Source organism: Bacillus sp. FSL L8-0528, from assembly GCF_038593085.1.
Taxonomy (GTDB): domain Bacteria; phylum Bacillota; class Bacilli; order Bacillales; family Bacillaceae; genus Bacillus; species Bacillus paralicheniformis.
The window spans coordinates 2,932,547-2,949,872 of the sequence record NZ_CP151961.1 but is presented as its reverse complement, the minus strand read 5'-3'; the positions used below and the strand labels follow the sequence as shown (position 1 = coordinate 2,949,872).

Here is a 17,326-nt window from a genome sequence, read left to right as displayed (position 1 = left end):
AGACATGACAGACACATTGTTAGCAAGGCTTAACGAAGTTACAATCGTGTTGTACGCGCTCACCGTTCTCTTTTATTTTATAGACTTTTTACAGCACAACCGGAAGGCGGGAAAAGCGGCCTTCTGGTTGCTTTCTATTGTCTGGATTCTCCAGACGGTATACCTTTTTTATTTCATGCAGTACACAGATCAGTTTCCTGTTTTGAATAATGCGCAGGGGCTTTATTTTTACGCGTGGGTGCTTGTCACGCTGTCTCTCGTTTTGACGAAGCTTTTGAAAGTGGAATTTCTCGTTTTTTTCACCAATCTCATCGGCTTTTCAATGGCGGCGATTCACACGTTTACACCGACGGCGCAGCAGTCCGCGGAGCTTTCGGGAAGGCTCGTGTCCGAGCTCTTGATCATCCATATTACAATGGCGATTCTTTCGTATGGAGCGTTTTCATTGTCGTTTGTCTTTTCCGTGCTGTATCTTTTTCAGTACCGCTTATTGAAAAAGAAAAAGTGGGGGAAATGGCTCTTGAGAATCGAAGATTTGCCAAAACTTGATCATATGGCTTATGTCCTCAATCTCATCGGCGTTCCCATGCTTTTGCTGAGTCTGATTCTGGGGATTATCTGGTCGTATGTATCGCTTGAAACCCTGTACTGGGCCGATCCGAAAGTGCTCGGATCGATCGTCCTGCTTTTTTTATACGGATACTATTTATTTATCAGGATTGTCAAAGAGCTGCAGGGAAGGATCGCGGCCATGTGGAATGCCGCGTCTTTTCTTGTTCTTTTAATCAATTTCTTTTTGCTCGGCAGCTTTTCGCAATTTCATTGGTTTAGTTAGTTAAAACGGTTGCCCGTGACGGATTGGGAGGAAGAAAACATGAGAAACATCATTGTAGGCTCAAGAAGAAGCAAATTGGCGATGACCCAGACAAAATGGGTGATCAAAAAGCTGGAGGAATTAAATCCGGATTTCACGTTTGAAATAAAGGAAATCGTTACAAAAGGCGACCGGATCTTGGATGTTACGCTGTCAAAGGTCGGCGGGAAAGGCCTGTTCGTCAAAGAAATCGAACAGGCGATGCTTTCCGGGGAAATTGATATGGCCGTTCACAGCATGAAGGACATGCCGTCGGCGCTTCCCGAAGGGCTGGTGGTCGGCTGCATTCCAAAACGGGAAGATGCCAGGGACGTTCTCATTTCAAAAGGCCGTCAAAAGCTGGCCGACCTGAAACAAGGTGCGGTTATCGGCACGAGCAGCCTCAGAAGAAGCGCGCAGCTTTTGCAAATGCGCCCCGACCTTGAGATCAAGTGGATCAGGGGAAATATCGATACAAGGCTGAAAAAACTTGAAACCGAAGATTACGACGCGATTATTTTAGCAGCGGCCGGCCTGTCAAGAATGGGCTGGAAGGACGATGTCGTCAGCGAATTTCTTGATCCAGAGAGCTGCCTTCCCGCCGTTGGGCAAGGCGCGTTGGCGATCGAGTGCAGAGGCTCGGATGAGGAGCTGCTGTCCCTCTTTTCGCGCCTGAACGACCGCTACACACAGCTGACCGTCACGGCCGAGCGCGCTTTTCTTCATGCGATGGAAGGCGGCTGCCAAGTGCCAATCGCAGGATTTGCGACGATGGACGAAGACGGCGTCATCGAACTGACCGGTCTTGTGGCATCGCCTGACGGAAAAACCGCATACAGAGAAACAGTAAAAGGAAAAGATCCGGAGGCTGTCGGCAGAGAATGCGCGGCGGTCATGTCGGAAAAAGGAGCAAAGGCACTGATTGACCGGGTGAAACAGGAGCTGGAAGACAATGAAGCATGATCTTCCTTTACAGGGAAAGAAAGTGCTCGTCACCCGCAATAAAGCGCAAGCCCAATCTTTCAAGGAAAAGGTGGAGGCTTTGGGCGGAGAAGCTGTTTTAACGTCATTGATTTCGTTTCGGCCCGCTCTCCCGCCGGAACAGGCCCGACGCTTTCGAGCAGATCTTGAAAGCGCGGACTGGCTTGTTTTTACAAGCGTGAACGGGGCAAAATTCTTTTTTTCTTATTTAAAGGATGCCGGGTTCAGCGTTCCTTTCGCATCAAAGGCGAAGGTTGCCGCTGTCGGTGAAAAAACGGCCAGGTATTTGCGCGACAGGGGTCTTTTTGTCGATCTGATGCCTGAGTTATACGTGGCTGAACATTTGGCGGAGGCACTCAAACAAAATGCCGGCCGTCATGATAAAGTGGCCGTTTTAAAAGGGAATTTATCCCGAGATGTGATCAAGAAAACTCTCACTCCGCTCGGAATTCAAGTTTCGGAATGGATTTTGTATGAAACCGTTCGTGATGAAATGGGAATTCTGGAGCTGAAGGAAGCAGCAAAACACGCGTCTTTTGATTTTGTGACATTTACCAGCTCCTCGACGGTACATACATTCATGTCCATTCTGCAGGAGGAGAGCAGAGCGTGGGCCGAAAAGAACGGTACGGTTTTTATTACGATCGGGCCTATGACAAAGAAGGCGCTGTCGGACTACGGAATTCCTTCATATATGCCGGACGTCTATACAATCGACGGAATGCTGCGCGAAATATGCCGCATTTCAAGAAAGGGAGAATGACAAATGGAAGCATCATTTCAAAGACACCGCCGCCTGCGGACGACAGCAGGTATGCGAAATTTGGTAAGAGAAACCGAGTTAAGAGCATCTGACTTCATTTATCCGATATTTGTAACCGAGGAAGAGAACGTTAAAAGCGAAGTTCCGTCCATGCCGGGGGTGTTCCAGCTGTCTTTGGACCGGCTGAAAGAGGAGATTGAGGAAGTCGCAGTCCTCGGCATTCAATCTGTGATCGTCTTCGGCGTGCCTGAACACAAAGATGATGTGGGAAGCGGAGCCTATCACAACCACGGCATCGTTCAAAAAGCGATTGCACAAATTAAACAAGACTTTCCTGAGCTTGTCGTTATCGCAGATACGTGCCTATGCGAGTACACGGACCACGGTCACTGCGGCCTTGTGGAAAACGGTGAAATATTAAATGACGAATCGCTCGTTCTTTTGGCAAAAACCGCTGTCAGCCAAGCCCGTGCAGGCGCTGACATTATTGCGCCGTCAAACATGATGGACGGTTTCGTTGCCGCCATCAGGGATGCGCTTGATCAGGAAGGATTTACAAATGTGCCGATCATGTCGTACGCTGTAAAATATGCGAGCGCATTTTACGGCCCGTTCCGCGATGCCGCGGGAAGCAGCCCGCAGTTCGGCGACCGCAAGACGTACCAAATGGATTATGCCAACCGCAGGGAGGCTCTCCGGGAGGCAAAATCCGATGTGGAAGAAGGCGCCGATTTCCTGATCGTCAAGCCGACCCTTTCATATCTTGATATCGTCAGAGAAGTGAAAAACGAATTTAACCTGCCTGTTGTCGGATACAATGTAAGCGGGGAGTATGCAATGGTCAAAGCCGCGGCCCAAAACGGCTGGATTGAAGAAAAAGCTCTTGTTCTCGAAATGCTGACAAGCATGAAGCGGGCGGGCGCCGATTTGATCATTACGTACTTTGCAAAAGATGCGGCAAAATGGATTTCGGAATAAGAATTTGAACTGGGGGGTTTTAGAGGATGCGGAGCTATGAGAAGTCTAAAGCGGCATTCGAAGAGGCGCAACGAGTCATGCCTGGCGGGGTGAACAGCCCGGTCAGAGCCTTTAAATCAGTGAACATGGACCCGATTTTTATGGAGCGGGGAAAAGGATCAAAAATCTATGATATTGACGGAAACGAATACATCGATTATGTCTTGTCATGGGGACCGCTTATTTTAGGACACAGCAATGAAAAAGTGGTGAAAGAAATTCAAAAAACGGCAGAACACGGAACAAGCTTCGGTGCACCGACACAACTGGAAACCGAGCTTGCCGAGCTTGTCATCGAGCGCGTTCCTTCCATAGAAATCGTTCGGATGGTGAGCTCCGGTACGGAGGCGACGATGAGCGCCTTGCGGCTGGCGCGCGGATACACAGGCCGTAACAAAATCGTGAAATTTGAAGGCTGCTACCATGGACACGGTGATTCCCTGCTGATTAAAGCGGGCTCTGGAGTAGCAACGCTCGGCCTCCCTGACAGCCCCGGAGTTCCGGAAAGCATTGCAAAAAACACGATTACCGTTCCTTACAATGATCTGGAAAGCATGAAGCTTGTCTTTCAGGAATTCGGAGAGGACATTGCCGGCGTTATCGTTGAACCTGTCGCGGGCAATATGGGTGTCGTACCTCCGGTTAAAGGGTTCCTCGAAGGGCTTCGCGAGCTGACTGAGACGCATGGCGCTCTGCTGATTTTTGATGAAGTAATGACAGGCTTCAGGGTGGGTTACAACTGTGCGCAAGGCTATTTCGGAGTGACGCCTGATTTGACTTGCCTCGGAAAAGTGATCGGCGGCGGTCTTCCTGTCGGCGCTTATGGAGGAAAGGCGGAAATCATGGAGAAAATTGCGCCGAGCGGTCCGATCTATCAGGCCGGCACGCTGTCCGGCAACCCGCTTGCCATGACAGCCGGACTCGAAACATTGAAACAGCTGACTCCTGAATCCTACCAAGAGTTCTCCCGCAAAGCAGACCGTCTGGAAAAAGGAATTTCTGAAGCTGCAGAGAAAAATGGCATTCCGTGTACATTTAACCGGGCGGGGTCTATGATCGGCTTTTTCTTCACAAATGAACCGGTCATCAATTATGATACAGCGAAACAGTCTGACCTCGGACTGTTTGCCGAATATTATAAAGGGATGGCCGATGAAGGCGTGTTTCTCCCGCCTTCACAGTTTGAAGGGCTTTTCTTGTCAACCGCTCATACGGATGACGACATTGAGCATACGATTCAAGCTGCTGAACGCGTATTCGAAAGAATCAGCCGCTCCAGATAAAGAAAAGGGCTGCCGGACATTGCCGGCGGCCCTTTTTTGCATGGTGCCGGTAACGGCTTATGATTTTCTGTTCATATTCTGCCTGCTTTTCTCATACATCTTTACTGACATCTAATTTTAAAAATTAGGTGAAGGGAGGATATCAGTTTGCCGCAAAACAATCGTTTGCAATTTTCTGTAGAAGAGTCAATCTGTTTTCAAAAAGGACAGGAAGTATCCGAATTATTATCGATTTCATTGGACCCTGACATTACCGTTCAGGAAGTAAATGATTATGTATCCATAAGAGGGTCATTAGAGCTGACAGGCGAATACAACATAGATCAAACCCGGGAGTATGCACAGCTGCCTGCGACAAGCCGATTTGTGGAAGATGTAAAGCTGAAAGGGGACGGCAGCGCAGAGCTGACGCATTGTTTCCCAGTGGATATCACCATCCCGAAAGACAAGGTCAATCATTTAAACGACGTATTTGTTTTTATTGACGCTTTCGATTATCAGCTGACAGATGCGAGGATGCTGACGATTCAAGCTGATTTGGCGATTGAAGGCCTCTTGAATGTAAGCGGTGAAGCGGGAGAAGAAGAACCGCGTACTATGCCTGCGGCCGTCCAGCCGGAAGAGGAGTTCGAGCCTGCCTTCAGATCACCTTCAGACGACGAAGAGCAGGGTAAAGAGGAAGAATTTTTGATTCAGCTTGACAGATCTTATGAAGTGCAGGACGAAGAACAGCCGTATGAAGAGGCAGAAGAAAATGATACCGATGAGGAAGCGGTTCCGATTTACCAGTCGTTTCTCGGAGACGATACAGAGGAAGCAAAGCCGTTTTTTACAGCGTCTTTGTCTGCGGCAGAGCGTTCGAAGCGCGAAATGGAAAATCAAAAAGACGCCGCTCTTGAACATCCGGAAGAAGAAGAATATGAGCTGAAAAGGGAGAAAGTAGAAGCAAAGCCGGAAGAATATGAGCTCAAAAAGGGGAAAGCGGAAGCAGAGCCGGAAGAATATGAGCTCAAAAGGGAGAAAGTAGAAGCAAAGCCGGAAGAATATGAGCTCAAAAAGGGGAAAGCGGAAGCAAAGCCGGAAGAATACGAGCTGAAAAGGGAGAAAGTAGAAGCAAAGCCGGGAGAATATGAGCTCAAAAAGGGGAAAGAAGCAGAGCCGGAAGAATACGAGTTAAAAAGGGAAGAAGCGGAAGAAGAGCCGGAGCCGCTCCAAAGGGCTTATCAACCTCATGATCAACCGAAAGAAACCCCGTTCTACGGTGTTCCGCCTCTTTTGGAGGAAGACCAGAATGACAGGGAGCCTGAGACGTTTGAAGTTGAAGTGACACAGGAAGCAGAAGCGATTGATGAAGAAGAGGAAGCCGGACATACCATTGAAATCCCGGAATATTCGTTTCATGAGCAGACGGAGCCCGAAGAAGAAAGAGATGAGATGCCGGCAGCAGACGAACAGGAAGTGTCAGCGAAGGAGAATGACAATGCTCTCTATTTGACAAAGCTGTTTACAAAACAGGGAGAGGAGGAGTTTACTCGAATGAGGATGTGCATCGTTCAGCAAAACGATACCATTGATCTTCTGTGCGAGCGCTATGATATTAACGTCCAGCAGCTCATCCGGATGAATTCCCTTTCCCTTGACGAGGAATTAAAAGAGGGACAGATCCTTTATATACCGGATTATCAAAACAGCCATGCCTAATGCATTGATAAAAATGTGGTGAAGCCGATGGAAGGCATCCAGTCTGTTTTAAATGAGTACGGTCTTACGCCTGAATATATGGAATCGGTCAGTCCAAAGGTATGGAAAGTGTATACGGATCACGGTGTATTCGCCCTGAAAAAATTGGCGGCTTCAAGAAACGCCCGCTTCACAGAACAGATGATCATGCTGGAGGAAAAAGGCTACAGGCAGTTCGTTCCCGTCTATCGAAACCGCACGGGCGAATTTTTAACGCAAGCCGGAGAAGATGTCTGTTATCTCATGCCTTGGCTTACCCTTGAAAGAGAGGAAGAGCGTGATCAAAAACACGAATATATGTTTAAAGAAATCGCTCTTCTTCACAAGCGGACGGAAAAAGAGCTCGGTGTGAGACGGGAAGAAATACTCGGGCACTATGAACGGACAAAACGGAAATGGGAACAGCAAAAACAGAAATATGAAGAATTCATCTCAAGAGCGGAAAACGAATGGTATATGTCCCCGTTCCAGCTTCAGGCAGCCATGTATTTCAAAGAGACGATATCAGCTGCAGACTTTGCGCTTGCCCGCCTTGAAGAATGGTATGAGACCATGAAAGACAAAGAGTCTTCCAGAATGGTTTTAAACCACGGGCAGCTGTCCGTCCGGCATTTTCTCTATAACGATACCGGAACGGGTTACTTTACGAACTTTGAGAAAGCGGGACACGGGCCCCCTGCGAACGATCTCATCGTATTTTTTACAAGAATGTTTAAGACGAATCCCGTTATGTACACAGAATGTGTAAACTGGTTTTATACGTATCACAATGTCTATCCTTTGCGGGAGGAAGAAATCAGCTTATTCCTCAGCTATATGGCTTACCCCGGGCCTGTATTCGGCGTGCTGAACCGCTACGACCTTGAGAAGGGGCCCGGAGAAAAAGAAGCCTGTACAACGCTTTTGAAGGCGTACTGGCAAATGAAAAACGCCGAACCGCTTGTGATGAGCATTCACGAGACGGAAGAAAACAGAAAACTGCAGGAAGAAACAGAGTCCCCATCATCATGATGCGGACTTTTTTCGTGCCTATATCCAGTCAAGGTGAAAGGCGCACGCAAGGAATATGAGAATGCCCAAAAGGAGGACATCAAATGTGGTAGGAAAGATGATCGTGCGTATGCCCTGGAAGATCGTGATCGGGAGGACGACTTGAACAGCAACAAGCCTGACTTGCTTCAGCCACGGCTGGAATGAATGTGTGTTGAATTTTTTTCGCATCTTATGCCTCCTCTCCTTATCGTTACAGCATCATATGAGGAAAAGGAGCTTGTGTGCATGGCCCAGTCTCGTATAAAACAAGAGAAAAACGGAAAAGATGATTGACGAAAATGAAAAAGATTTAGTAATATAAGAAAAAGTACGTGCTGAAAAGTCAATGATCACCCGCTTTGAATGGGAAGAGTACAAAAACAGACGCTTGCAGAGAGGGAAGCCGGTTCGCTGAAAGGCTCCCAGTCAGTCTTTTTTGGAAGGTCGCCCAGGAGCGCAATTTCTCGAACAAAAAGTAGAGAAATTCGGGAAAGTCCCGTTATCCCATTTAAGTGCGTGAATGCGTTTTTTTTGCATTCATGAAAAAAGGTGGTACCGCGAGAGAGTTCTCTTCGTCCTTTTAACAGGATCGAGAGGGCTCTTTTTTATTGTTCAGCCGTTTAATACTGTTGGAGGTTTGAAAATGGATAATCAAGAACTGACGATGCCGACAAAATACGATCCGTCTGCAGTTGAAAAAGACAGATACGACTATTGGGTGAACGGCAAATTTTTCGAAGCGAAAAACGACCCTGAAAAAGAACCGTACACTGTTGTCATTCCCCCGCCGAATGTGACGGGTAAGCTGCACTTGGGGCATGCTTGGGATTCCACCTTGCAGGATATCGTGACAAGAATGAAACGGATGCAGGGCTATGACGTGCTCTGGCTGCCGGGTATGGATCACGCCGGTATTGCAACTCAGGCAAAAGTAGAAGCGAAGCTTCGCGAAGAAGGAAAAACGCGCTATGATCTCGGCCGCGAAAAATTCCTTGAAGAAACATGGAAATGGAAAGAGGAATATGCCGATTTTATTCGCAGCCAATGGGCGAAAATCGGCCTTGGCCTCGACTATTCAAGGGAGCGTTTCACCCTTGATAAAGGGCTTTCTAAAGCGGTTCGCGAAGTATTTGTAAAGCTATATGAAAAAGGGCTGATTTACCGCGGAGAATATATCATTAACTGGGACCCGGCCACTAAAACGGCTCTGTCTGACATCGAAGTCATCTATAAAGACGTACAAGGCGCGTTCTATCATATGCGCTATCCGCTGAAAGACGGTTCAGGCTCGATTGAAATTGCGACGACCCGTCCGGAAACGATGCTCGGCGATACAGCGGTTGCGGTACATCCGGAAGACGAGCGGTACAAACACCTGATCGGAAAAACGGTTATTCTGCCGATCACGGGAAGAGAAATTCCGATTGTCGGAGACGACTACGTCGATATGGAATTCGGCTCAGGTGCCGTCAAAATTACGCCTGCCCATGATCCGAACGACTTTGAAATCGGAAACCGCCACAACCTTGAACGCATTCTCGTTATGAATGAAGACGGCACAATGAATGACAAGGCGCTTCAATATAAAGGCATGGACCGTTTTGAATGCCGCAAGCAGATCGTGAAAGATCTTCAGGAAGAGGGCGTGCTGTTCAAGATTGAAGAGCATACGCATTCGGTCGGCCACAGCGAACGCAGCGGAGCAGTCGTTGAGCCGTATTTGTCAACGCAGTGGTTCGTGCAAATGCAGCCGCTTGCCGATGCCGCCATCGAATTGCAAAAAAGCGAAGGAAAAGTCAACTTCGTCCCTGACCGTTTTGAAAAAACGTATCTGCACTGGATGGAAAATATCCGCGACTGGTGCATTTCCCGCCAGCTTTGGTGGGGCCACCGGATTCCTGCGTGGTACCATAAAGAAACGGGGGAAATCTATGTGGGCGCTGAAGCTCCGGAAGATGCCGAAAACTGGGAGCAGGACAAAGACGTTCTTGACACATGGTTCAGTTCCGCTCTTTGGCCGTTTTCAACAATGGGCTGGCCGGATATCGATGAGGAAGATTTCAAGCGTTACTATCCGACGAACGTCCTTGTCACAGGATATGATATTATTTTCTTCTGGGTATCCAGAATGATCTTCCAAGGTATCGAATTTACCGGAGAACGTCCGTTTAAAGATGTTTTGATCCACGGGCTCATCCGCGACGACCAGGGCCGCAAAATGAGCAAATCGCTCGGAAACGGCGTCGATCCGATGGATGTGATCGATAAGTACGGAGCGGATTCGCTGCGCTACTTCCTTGCGACGGGAAGCTCTCCGGGGCAGGATTTACGCTTCAGCTTTGAAAAAGTGGAGTCAACATGGAATTTTGCGAACAAGATTTGGAACGCATCAAGATTCGCCCTGATGAACATGGACGGCATGACATACGAAGAGCTTGATCTGTCAGGAGAAAAATCAGTTGCCGATAAGTGGATTTTAACAAGGTTGAATGAAACGATTGAAACTGTGACACAGCTGGCTGACAAGTACGAATTCGGCGAGGTTGGCCGCCATCTCTACAATTTTATCTGGGATGATTTCTGCGACTGGTACATCGAAATGGCTAAACTTCCGCTTTACGGTGAAGATGAAGCGGCGAAAAAGACGACCCGCTCCATTTTAGCGTATGTGCTGGATCAAACGATGCGCCTGTTGCATCCGTTTATGCCTTTCCTGACGGAGGAGATCTGGCAGCATCTTCCTCACGAAGGGGAATCCATTACAGTCGCCAAGTGGCCTGAAGCTGTTAAAGAATATACGGACACCGAAGCAGCGGCGGATATGAAGCTTCTCGTTGAAGTCATCCGCGCTGTACGGAACATCCGCAGCGAAGTCAACACGCCGCTCAGCAAGCAGATTGAGCTTTATATTAAAACAAGCACGCCGGAAATCGCCGAACGACTTGAAGAAAACCGTTCGTACGTGGAACGCTTTACGAATCCGAGCCTTCTTCAAATCGGAACGGATATTCAAGCGGTCGATAAAGCGATGACCGCTGTCGTATCCGGCGCCGAGCTGATTTTGCCGCTCGAAGGTCTGATTAACATTGAGGAAGAAATCAGCCGCCTGCAAAAAGAACTCGATAAGCTGACGAAAGAAGTTGAACGGGTTCAGAAGAAATTAAGCAACGAAGGATTTATGAAAAAAGCGCCTGCACATGTCATTGAAGAAGAGCGGGCGAAAGAAGCCGATTATACGGCAAAACGTGAAGCTGTAGAAAAAAGAATCGCCGAATTGAAAAATTAATAACACGAAAAAAGGAGGTGTTTTCCAGGTCTTTCTAAAGGTGCTGGAAAACACCTTCATCAATTGAAGGGAAGGAATGCGCTTGTTCAAAACGTTTGATGAAGCACTCAGCTGGATTAACGGAAGGCTTAAATTCGGCGTGAAGCCGGGTTTGGAACGAATGGAATGGCTGCTGAGAAAGCTCGGACACCCCGAGAAAAAGCTCAATGCGATTCATGTCGCTGGAACAAACGGAAAAGGTTCAACGATCGCTTTTCTCCGTACGGTATTAAATGAAGCCGGTTATACAGCAGGCACCTTCACATCACCGTATATCATTACCTTTAACGAACGGATCAGCGTTGACGGCGCACCGATCTCGGACGACGAATGGACGGCGCTCTTTAATGAGGTCGGGCCTCTCGTCCTTGAGCTTGAAAAAACCGAATTCGGAGCCGCCACCGAATTTGAAATTATTACGGCATGCGCATTTTTATATTTTGCTAAATACCGGAGCACCAATTTTGTTATTTTTGAAACGGGATTAGGCGGCCGTTTGGATTCGACAAACGTCGTGAAGCCGCTGTTAACGGTCATCACTTCGATCGGCCATGACCATACGGCGATATTAGGCGGTACGCTGAAAGAGATTGCCGCAGAAAAGGCGGGGATCATCAAACGCGGCGTTCCTGTTATCACAGCCGTTCATCAGCGTGAAGCAGCTGAAGTGATAAAGCGAAAGGCGATGGAGACAGAATCTGCTTTTATATCCCTTCATGAGGATTGCGAGCTGTACGGAGAGCGTTCACTGCCCGATGGAGAGCAATTTTCACTGAAAACACCGTTGCATCGTTATGAAGGAATTGAAACAAGCCTGATCGGCACCCATCAGCGGCAAAACGCGTCTTTGGCCATACTTGCGGCCGAATGGCTGACAGCCGAAAAAAATGCGGCCATCGGCGAAGAAGAGCTGAAACGCGGCATTCATAAGGCGGGATGGCCCGGCCGGTTTGAGAAGGTATTGAACAGGCCTCTTGTTTATATCGACGGCGCTCATAACAAAGAAGGGGTAGAGCGGCTTGCCGAGACGATCACGTCCCACTTCGACGGGCGGAATATTCACGTATGCTTCAGCGCTCTCAAAGATAAGCCGTACAGAGACATGATCCGCAAAATCGAGTCGTTTGCATCATCGATTCACTTCACATCTTTTGATTTTCCGAGAGCGGAATCTGCTCAAAAGCTGTTTGAGCAAAGTACCGCTGATCATAAAACATGTGATGAAGACATAGGCTCTGTTTTCCGCTATATCGAAGAACAAGCTGAAGATGAAAAAGCGGTGGTCGTTGTTACCGGGTCGCTTTACTTTATTTCCGCCGTCAGGGCAGCTTTAACTGAATAAAAAACATAAAAATGCGCTTTTGGCCATCGGCTGACGGCGCATTTTTATGTTTTATGAAAAGCGGAGGCGCTTCATATTTGCTAAAATAACAGCCTCAGGAAGCCGCTCTTTCCCATGAAGCGGTTAAATTTGATTGTGCGAGGCTGATGGTGATGTTCATCTTTTACCTTTTTACGGCGGGGTTAGTGCTCGGTTCCTTTTTTAGTTCGGCCGGGCGCCGCATTCCTGAAAAGATATCATTGATTGCTCCGCGTTCCCTCTGCCGGGCTTGCAAAAGAAAGCTGGGCCTCTCGGAGCTGATACCTGTTTTGTCCTATTTGATGCAGCGGGGGAGGTGCAAGGGGTGTCAAACCCCGATATCGATCGTGTATCCGGCAGTTGAGCTCTCCGCCGCCATCCTGTTTGCGTTTGCCGGCATGCACGTTGGGCATCAGGGGGAGCTGGTGATTGTGCTTGCTCTTATTTCCCTGCTTTTGATTGTCTTTGTATCTGATGTGACACATATGGTCATTCCGGATGCTGTTCTTTGTTTTTTCCTGATTGTCTTTGCTGTCGGACGGTTTCTTGTTCCCCTCGAGCCGTGGCATTCCGGTTTGAGCGGTGTGTTTGCCGGCGGCATGCTTCCGCTCTTGACGCTGCTTTTGACGAAAGGAGGGATCGGCTGGGGGGACGTAAAGCTGTTTGCGGTGCTCGGCATGGCGCTCGGCAGCCGCCTCCTCATTCTCGCTTTTTTCCTTTCGGCAGCCGCAGGAACGGTGCTTGGTCTTATTGCGCTGCTGGCAGGCAAGCTAAAGAAAAATGAACCTATGCCGTTTGCTCCCGCGATTCTGATCGGGACGCTGATAAGCTGTTTTTATGGCAATCCAATGATCGAGTGGTACCTTCAAATGGCACGGTGGTAAAAAATTTGACGAAACCTTTTTGGGCAAGACGACAAAAGTCTTGTTCTTTTTTTTTGAGGCTGTGATAAAGTGTGGACAATAAGAGGGACAGCCTTTGGGAGAACTCCTCCTTCCTTCTGGCTTCCCTCTGCCGATCGTATAGAGAGCGGCCAATCTGCCGCCTAATCTCAATATAAAACAATAAACGGAAAGCGAGGGAAGCACATGAAAAAACGGAAAAGCAAGAAAAACTCAGCTAAAAAAGCGCCCCAGGAAGACCCGCTTAAAGTGATGATCAATGGCAGAGAAGAGACCATCTACGGAAATGAAAAAGAGTTTTCCAACAGAAATGAAGAAAAGAAGTTCACCTTTTCAAACTGGGAAGAAAAGAGAAAGGCGGAACGGGAAATATCGGCTTCAAAAGAGGACGGCACACCTGAAACAGATGAATTTACATGGACGCCTCCAGACGAAGAAGAAACCGTGTACAAAGACGATCCCAAAGTGGTGGCGCCTTATCAAAAGAAAAACGAGGCCAAAAACAACCGAAAAGCGAAAACGTCCCTTACGTATCCTTTGAAGCGCTTTGCTGCAACCATTATCTTTGCTGTGTTGCTGGGCACGGGACTCGGGCTGTTTGCGCTGAATCTCGCAACCCATAAAGAAGGAGTGCCGGCATCCGGCAGCCTGGGGGCAGATGCGGAAAACGGACAGACGGTTAAAGCCGGTGACTCAGGTGCCGAAGAGAAAAAGAGCGGAGAAAAAAATAGCGGACAAGCGGGAGAATCTTTTAAAAGCTTTGCCGTTCAGGCCGGCAAGTTTTCATCTAAAGAAGGAGCGGAGACGCTGGCCTCTCAAATCGCAGACAAGGGGTATGCCGCCGTTTCGATTGCCAAGGACGACGGATTTTATGTGATCGCCGGAATAACGGGGGAAAAACAGATGACATCTGAAATTGGCAAAATATTAATCGAAAACGATTTTGAAGCGTGGGGCGGAAAAGAGCTTCCGGTTGCACTCGAGCCCGGTTTGCTGGAGCCTTTTAAAGAAGCGGCTGAGCTGTCGGCAAAAGCGATTCTCGGCGCGGAGGTTACATCTCAAAACATAGCTGATGTCAAAGCTGAACTTGACGGCGCCAAATCAAAAGGAGAATCTGACGAGGTAAAGAAGAGCATACTGGAAGCCGTCAACCTGCTGGAGAAACCGACCGCAGCCAACGGCTGGAAAAGCCAGCAGCTATTGCTGAGCCAAATAAAATAAAAAAACGGCAGAGTGAACGGCCCCCTGTCAAGTAGACAGTGGAAATAACGAAAACACACTAGACGGCTTTAGCCCTGTATTCCGCCGGGCTGAGGCCGTTTAGTTTTACTTGTAGACGATCGTGGTTGTAAAACGTGAACACCATACTTGTCCGCAATCTCTTTCAGCGAAGCATTTCCCTGATCACATTCTGACAGAATGTTCAGTTTTTCTTCTATCGTGTACCATTTCCCAGCCATAAAATTTTTATTTCATCTGTCTACTTTTAGAGGAGCATATCAGAGGGCGAGAGGTTTTTTTATTTTCACGATTTTTGTCATTAAAAAGTTACTTTTCTGAAATTGTGGCGGCGGCGTTCTTTTGGTAGGATAAAACAGGTATCTTTTTTTCCTATGCAAAAACCTTTGAAAGGATGTCTTCTTATGGCCCGACAGCTCATATTGGCTTCACAATCACCCCGCAGAAAGGAACTCCTCGATCTCCTGCAGATTCCGTACAGCATCGTTACGAGCAACACGGAAGAAAAATTAATTCGAAACTTTTCACCAGCAGAAAACGTCAAATGGTTGGCGGAACAAAAAGTGCGTGCAGTAGCCGAACAATATCCTGATGCCGTCGTGCTTGGCGCCGACACTATTGTTCTTTATGACGGGGCTTATTTGGGCAAGCCCAAAGATGCCGAAGATGCAAAAAGGATGCTGAGCATGCTTTCGGGAAAGACCCATTCAGTGCTCACCGGCGTCTGCATTAAAGACGGCGAGAGATGCGAAACATTTTTTGAAGAAACCGAAGTCTCTTTTTGGCCTCTTGAAGAAAAGGAAATCAGCGCTTACATCGCTACGGGAGAGCCGTTTGATAAAGCCGGTTCATACGGAATACAAGGAAAAGGCGCGCTTTTTGTCAAACAGATAAAGGGAGACTATTATACAGTTGTGGGTCTTCCGATTTCCAAAACGATGAGAATGCTGAAAACGTTTGATCTACACTCCTTTTGATGAACCGAACGAGAAGGGAATCAAAAGGGAGGGTTTATCATAAGCGATCTGCCATTGAAATTAAAGGATTTTCCTGATGAAGAAAGGCCGCGGGAACGCCTTCTCAACACAGGCGCCGAAAGTTTGTCAAACCATGAACTGCTCGCGATACTGCTCAGGACCGGGACGAAAAAAGAATCGGTTCTTCAGCTTTCAAGCCGGCTGCTTCAAACGTTTGACGGCCTCCGTTTGTTAAAAGAAGCATCCGCTGAGGAGCTTTCAAGCATTTCCGGGATCGGCCGCGCCAAAGCCGTGCAGATTTTGGCGGCGCTCGAAATTGGCCGGCGCATTCACAGTCTTGCCTGCAAAGACCGTTATGTGATCCGTTTTCCCGAAGATGCGGCCAATTTTTTAATGGGGGATATGCGCTTTCTGTCTCAGGAGCACTTCGTATGCCTGTATCTGAACACGAAAAACCAGGTGATCCACAAGCGAACAATTTTTATAGGAAGCTTGAACTCTTCAATCGTCCATCCGAGGGAAGTGTTTAAGGAAGCTTTAAAGCGCTCCGCAGCCTCATTCATCTGCGTCCACAATCATCCGTCCGGAGATCCGGCTCCAAGCCGCGAAGACATAGAAGTTACACAGCGCCTTCACGAGTCCGGACAGCTGCTTGGAATTGAATTGCTCGATCATATCATCATCGGTGATCAAAAATTTGTGAGCTTAAAAGAAAAAGGATATTTGTAACACTTTTTTTTTCATTAAATTAAGCTATAATAGAATTTATGGGTTTTTGCTTAGGAATATTGTTTTAAGAAAGGAAGATACATACAAATGTTTGGAATTGGTGCGAGAGACCTTGGAATAGATTTAGGAACGGCGAATACGCTTGTTTTTGTGAAAGGTAAAGGAATTGTCGTCAGGGAGCCTTCCGTCGTTGCGCTGCAAACAGATACAAAGCAGATCGTTGCAGTCGGAAACGATGCGAAAAACATGATCGGACGTACGCCCGGCAATGTCGTCGCCCTCCGCCCGATGAAAGATGGCGTAATCGCTGATTATGAAACAACAGCGACAATGATGAAACATTATATTAGCAAAGCTGTTAAAAACAAAGGCTTATTTGCGAGAAAGCCGTATGTCATGGTTTGTGTCCCGTCGGGAATTACGGCGGTTGAGCAGCGTGCGGTTATCGACGCCACGCGCCAGGCCGGGGCGAGAGATGCATATCCGATTGAAGAACCGTTTGCAGCGGCGATCGGAGCCAATCTTCCTGTTTGGGAACCGACTGGAAGCATGGTGGTCGACATCGGCGGCGGAACGACCGAAGTCGCGATTATTTCTCTCGGCGGCATCGTCACATCCCAGTCTATCCGCGTTGCCGGTGATGAAATGGATGAAGCAATCATTACTTATATTAGAAAAACATATAACTTGATGATCGGTGACCGTACTGCGGAAGCGATCAAACTTGAAATCGGTTCTGCCGAAGCTTCTGAAAACGGAGAAAGCATGGAAATCCGCGGCCGCGATCTTTTAACAGGTCTGCCGAAAACGATTGAAATCACTGAAAAAGAAATTACAGCGGCGCTTCGCGACACTGTGACTGCAATTGTCGATGCCGTAAAAAATACGCTTGAAAAAACTCCGCCTGAACTCGCGGCTGATATTATGGACCGCGGAATCGTCCTGACGGGAGGCGGTGCGCTGCTGCGCCACTTGGACAAAGTCATCAGCGAAGAAACGAAAATGCCGGTTTTAATTGCGGAAGACCCTCTTGACTGTGTAGCGATCGGAACAGGTAAAGCTCTCGAGCAAATTCATCTATTTAAAGGCAAAAATTAAGGACACAGGGAATAGAAGAGGTGTATA

15 protein-coding genes and 1 other annotated feature are annotated in these 17,326 nt (G+C 48.0%); of the genes, 14 read left to right on the top strand and 1 reads right to left on the bottom strand.

Annotated features, from left to right (window positions below):
• The first annotated feature begins 4 nt into the window (after positions 1-4).
• The 7 genes from MHI30_RS15050 to ysxE all read left to right on the top strand — a co-directional run bounded on the left by MHI30_RS15050 (position 5) and on the right by ysxE (position 7,648).
• Entirely contained in the window at positions 5-835 is an 831-nt protein-coding gene (locus tag MHI30_RS15050; RefSeq protein WP_075752503.1) for a cytochrome c biogenesis protein, read from the top strand.
• A 39-nt stretch (positions 836-874) separates the two neighbouring features.
• A complete protein-coding gene (gene hemC / locus MHI30_RS15045) occupies positions 875-1,816 on the top strand; it encodes a hydroxymethylbilane synthase (protein ID WP_075752025.1) in 942 nt (313 codons plus the stop codon).
• Positions 1,806-2,597, top strand: a complete 792-nt coding sequence (locus MHI30_RS15040; protein WP_075752026.1) for a uroporphyrinogen-III synthase — start codon at positions 1,806-1,808, stop codon at positions 2,595-2,597. The genes hemC and MHI30_RS15040 overlap by 11 nt, the downstream gene beginning before the upstream one ends.
• 3 nt (positions 2,598-2,600) lie before the next feature.
• Positions 2,601-3,575: a porphobilinogen synthase gene (hemB, locus tag MHI30_RS15035; RefSeq protein ID WP_075752027.1), complete on the top strand. Its 975-nt coding sequence runs from the start codon at positions 2,601-2,603 to the stop codon at positions 3,573-3,575.
• A 26-nt stretch (positions 3,576-3,601) separates the two neighbouring features.
• The gene (hemL, locus tag MHI30_RS15030) at positions 3,602-4,897 is read left to right on the top strand and encodes a glutamate-1-semialdehyde 2,1-aminomutase (protein WP_075752028.1); all 1,296 of its coding nucleotides are present in this window, start codon (positions 3,602-3,604) and stop codon (positions 4,895-4,897) included.
• 147 nt (positions 4,898-5,044) lie between these two features.
• Positions 5,045-6,598: a LysM peptidoglycan-binding domain-containing protein gene (locus MHI30_RS15025; protein WP_075752029.1), complete on the top strand. Its 1,554-nt coding sequence runs from the start codon at positions 5,045-5,047 to the stop codon at positions 6,596-6,598.
• 27 nt (positions 6,599-6,625) lie between these two features.
• Entirely contained in the window at positions 6,626-7,648 is a 1,023-nt protein-coding gene (ysxE, locus tag MHI30_RS15020) for a spore coat protein YsxE (protein WP_075752030.1), read from the top strand.
• An 18-nt stretch (positions 7,649-7,666) separates the two neighbouring features.
• Here the strand turns inward: ysxE and MHI30_RS15015 are convergent, their stop codons facing one another.
• A complete protein-coding gene (locus tag MHI30_RS15015) occupies positions 7,667-7,858 on the bottom strand; it encodes a hypothetical protein (protein WP_020452457.1) in 192 nt (63 codons plus the stop codon).
• Positions 7,859-8,019: 161 nt separating this feature from the next.
• Positions 8,020-8,252 (top strand) — a binding site (T-box leader).
• Positions 8,253-8,312: 60 nt separating this feature from the next.
• Here MHI30_RS15015 and MHI30_RS15010 point away from each other — a divergent pair.
• The 7 genes from MHI30_RS15010 to MHI30_RS14980 all read left to right on the top strand — a co-directional run bounded on the left by MHI30_RS15010 (position 8,313) and on the right by MHI30_RS14980 (position 17,299).
• Positions 8,313-10,955 (top strand): valine--tRNA ligase, encoded by a 2,643-nt coding sequence (locus tag MHI30_RS15010; protein WP_075752031.1) that lies wholly within the window; start codon positions 8,313-8,315, stop codon positions 10,953-10,955.
• 82 nt (positions 10,956-11,037) lie between these two features.
• Positions 11,038-12,336 (top strand): folylpolyglutamate synthase/dihydrofolate synthase family protein, encoded by a 1,299-nt coding sequence (locus tag MHI30_RS15005; protein WP_305954529.1) that lies wholly within the window; start codon positions 11,038-11,040, stop codon positions 12,334-12,336.
• A 152-nt stretch (positions 12,337-12,488) separates the two neighbouring features.
• A complete protein-coding gene (locus MHI30_RS15000; protein ID WP_075752033.1) occupies positions 12,489-13,238 on the top strand; it encodes an A24 family peptidase in 750 nt (249 codons plus the stop codon).
• A gap of 204 nt (positions 13,239-13,442) precedes the next feature.
• Positions 13,443-14,477, top strand: coding sequence for an SPOR domain-containing protein (locus tag MHI30_RS14995; protein ID WP_075752034.1), 1,035 nt, complete (start codon positions 13,443-13,445; stop codon positions 14,475-14,477).
• A 422-nt stretch (positions 14,478-14,899) separates the two neighbouring features.
• The gene (locus MHI30_RS14990) at positions 14,900-15,472 is read left to right on the top strand and encodes a Maf family protein (protein WP_075752035.1); all 573 of its coding nucleotides are present in this window, start codon (positions 14,900-14,902) and stop codon (positions 15,470-15,472) included.
• A gap of 54 nt (positions 15,473-15,526) precedes the next feature.
• Positions 15,527-16,201: a DNA repair protein RadC gene (gene radC, locus MHI30_RS14985; RefSeq protein WP_075752036.1), complete on the top strand. Its 675-nt coding sequence runs from the start codon at positions 15,527-15,529 to the stop codon at positions 16,199-16,201.
• An 87-nt stretch (positions 16,202-16,288) separates the two neighbouring features.
• Positions 16,289-17,299 carry a rod shape-determining protein gene (locus MHI30_RS14980; protein WP_003184042.1) on the top strand — a complete coding sequence of 337 codons (1,011 nt, stop codon included), beginning with the start codon at positions 16,289-16,291 and terminating at the stop codon, positions 17,297-17,299.
• Positions 17,300-17,326: the final 27 nt, after the last annotated feature.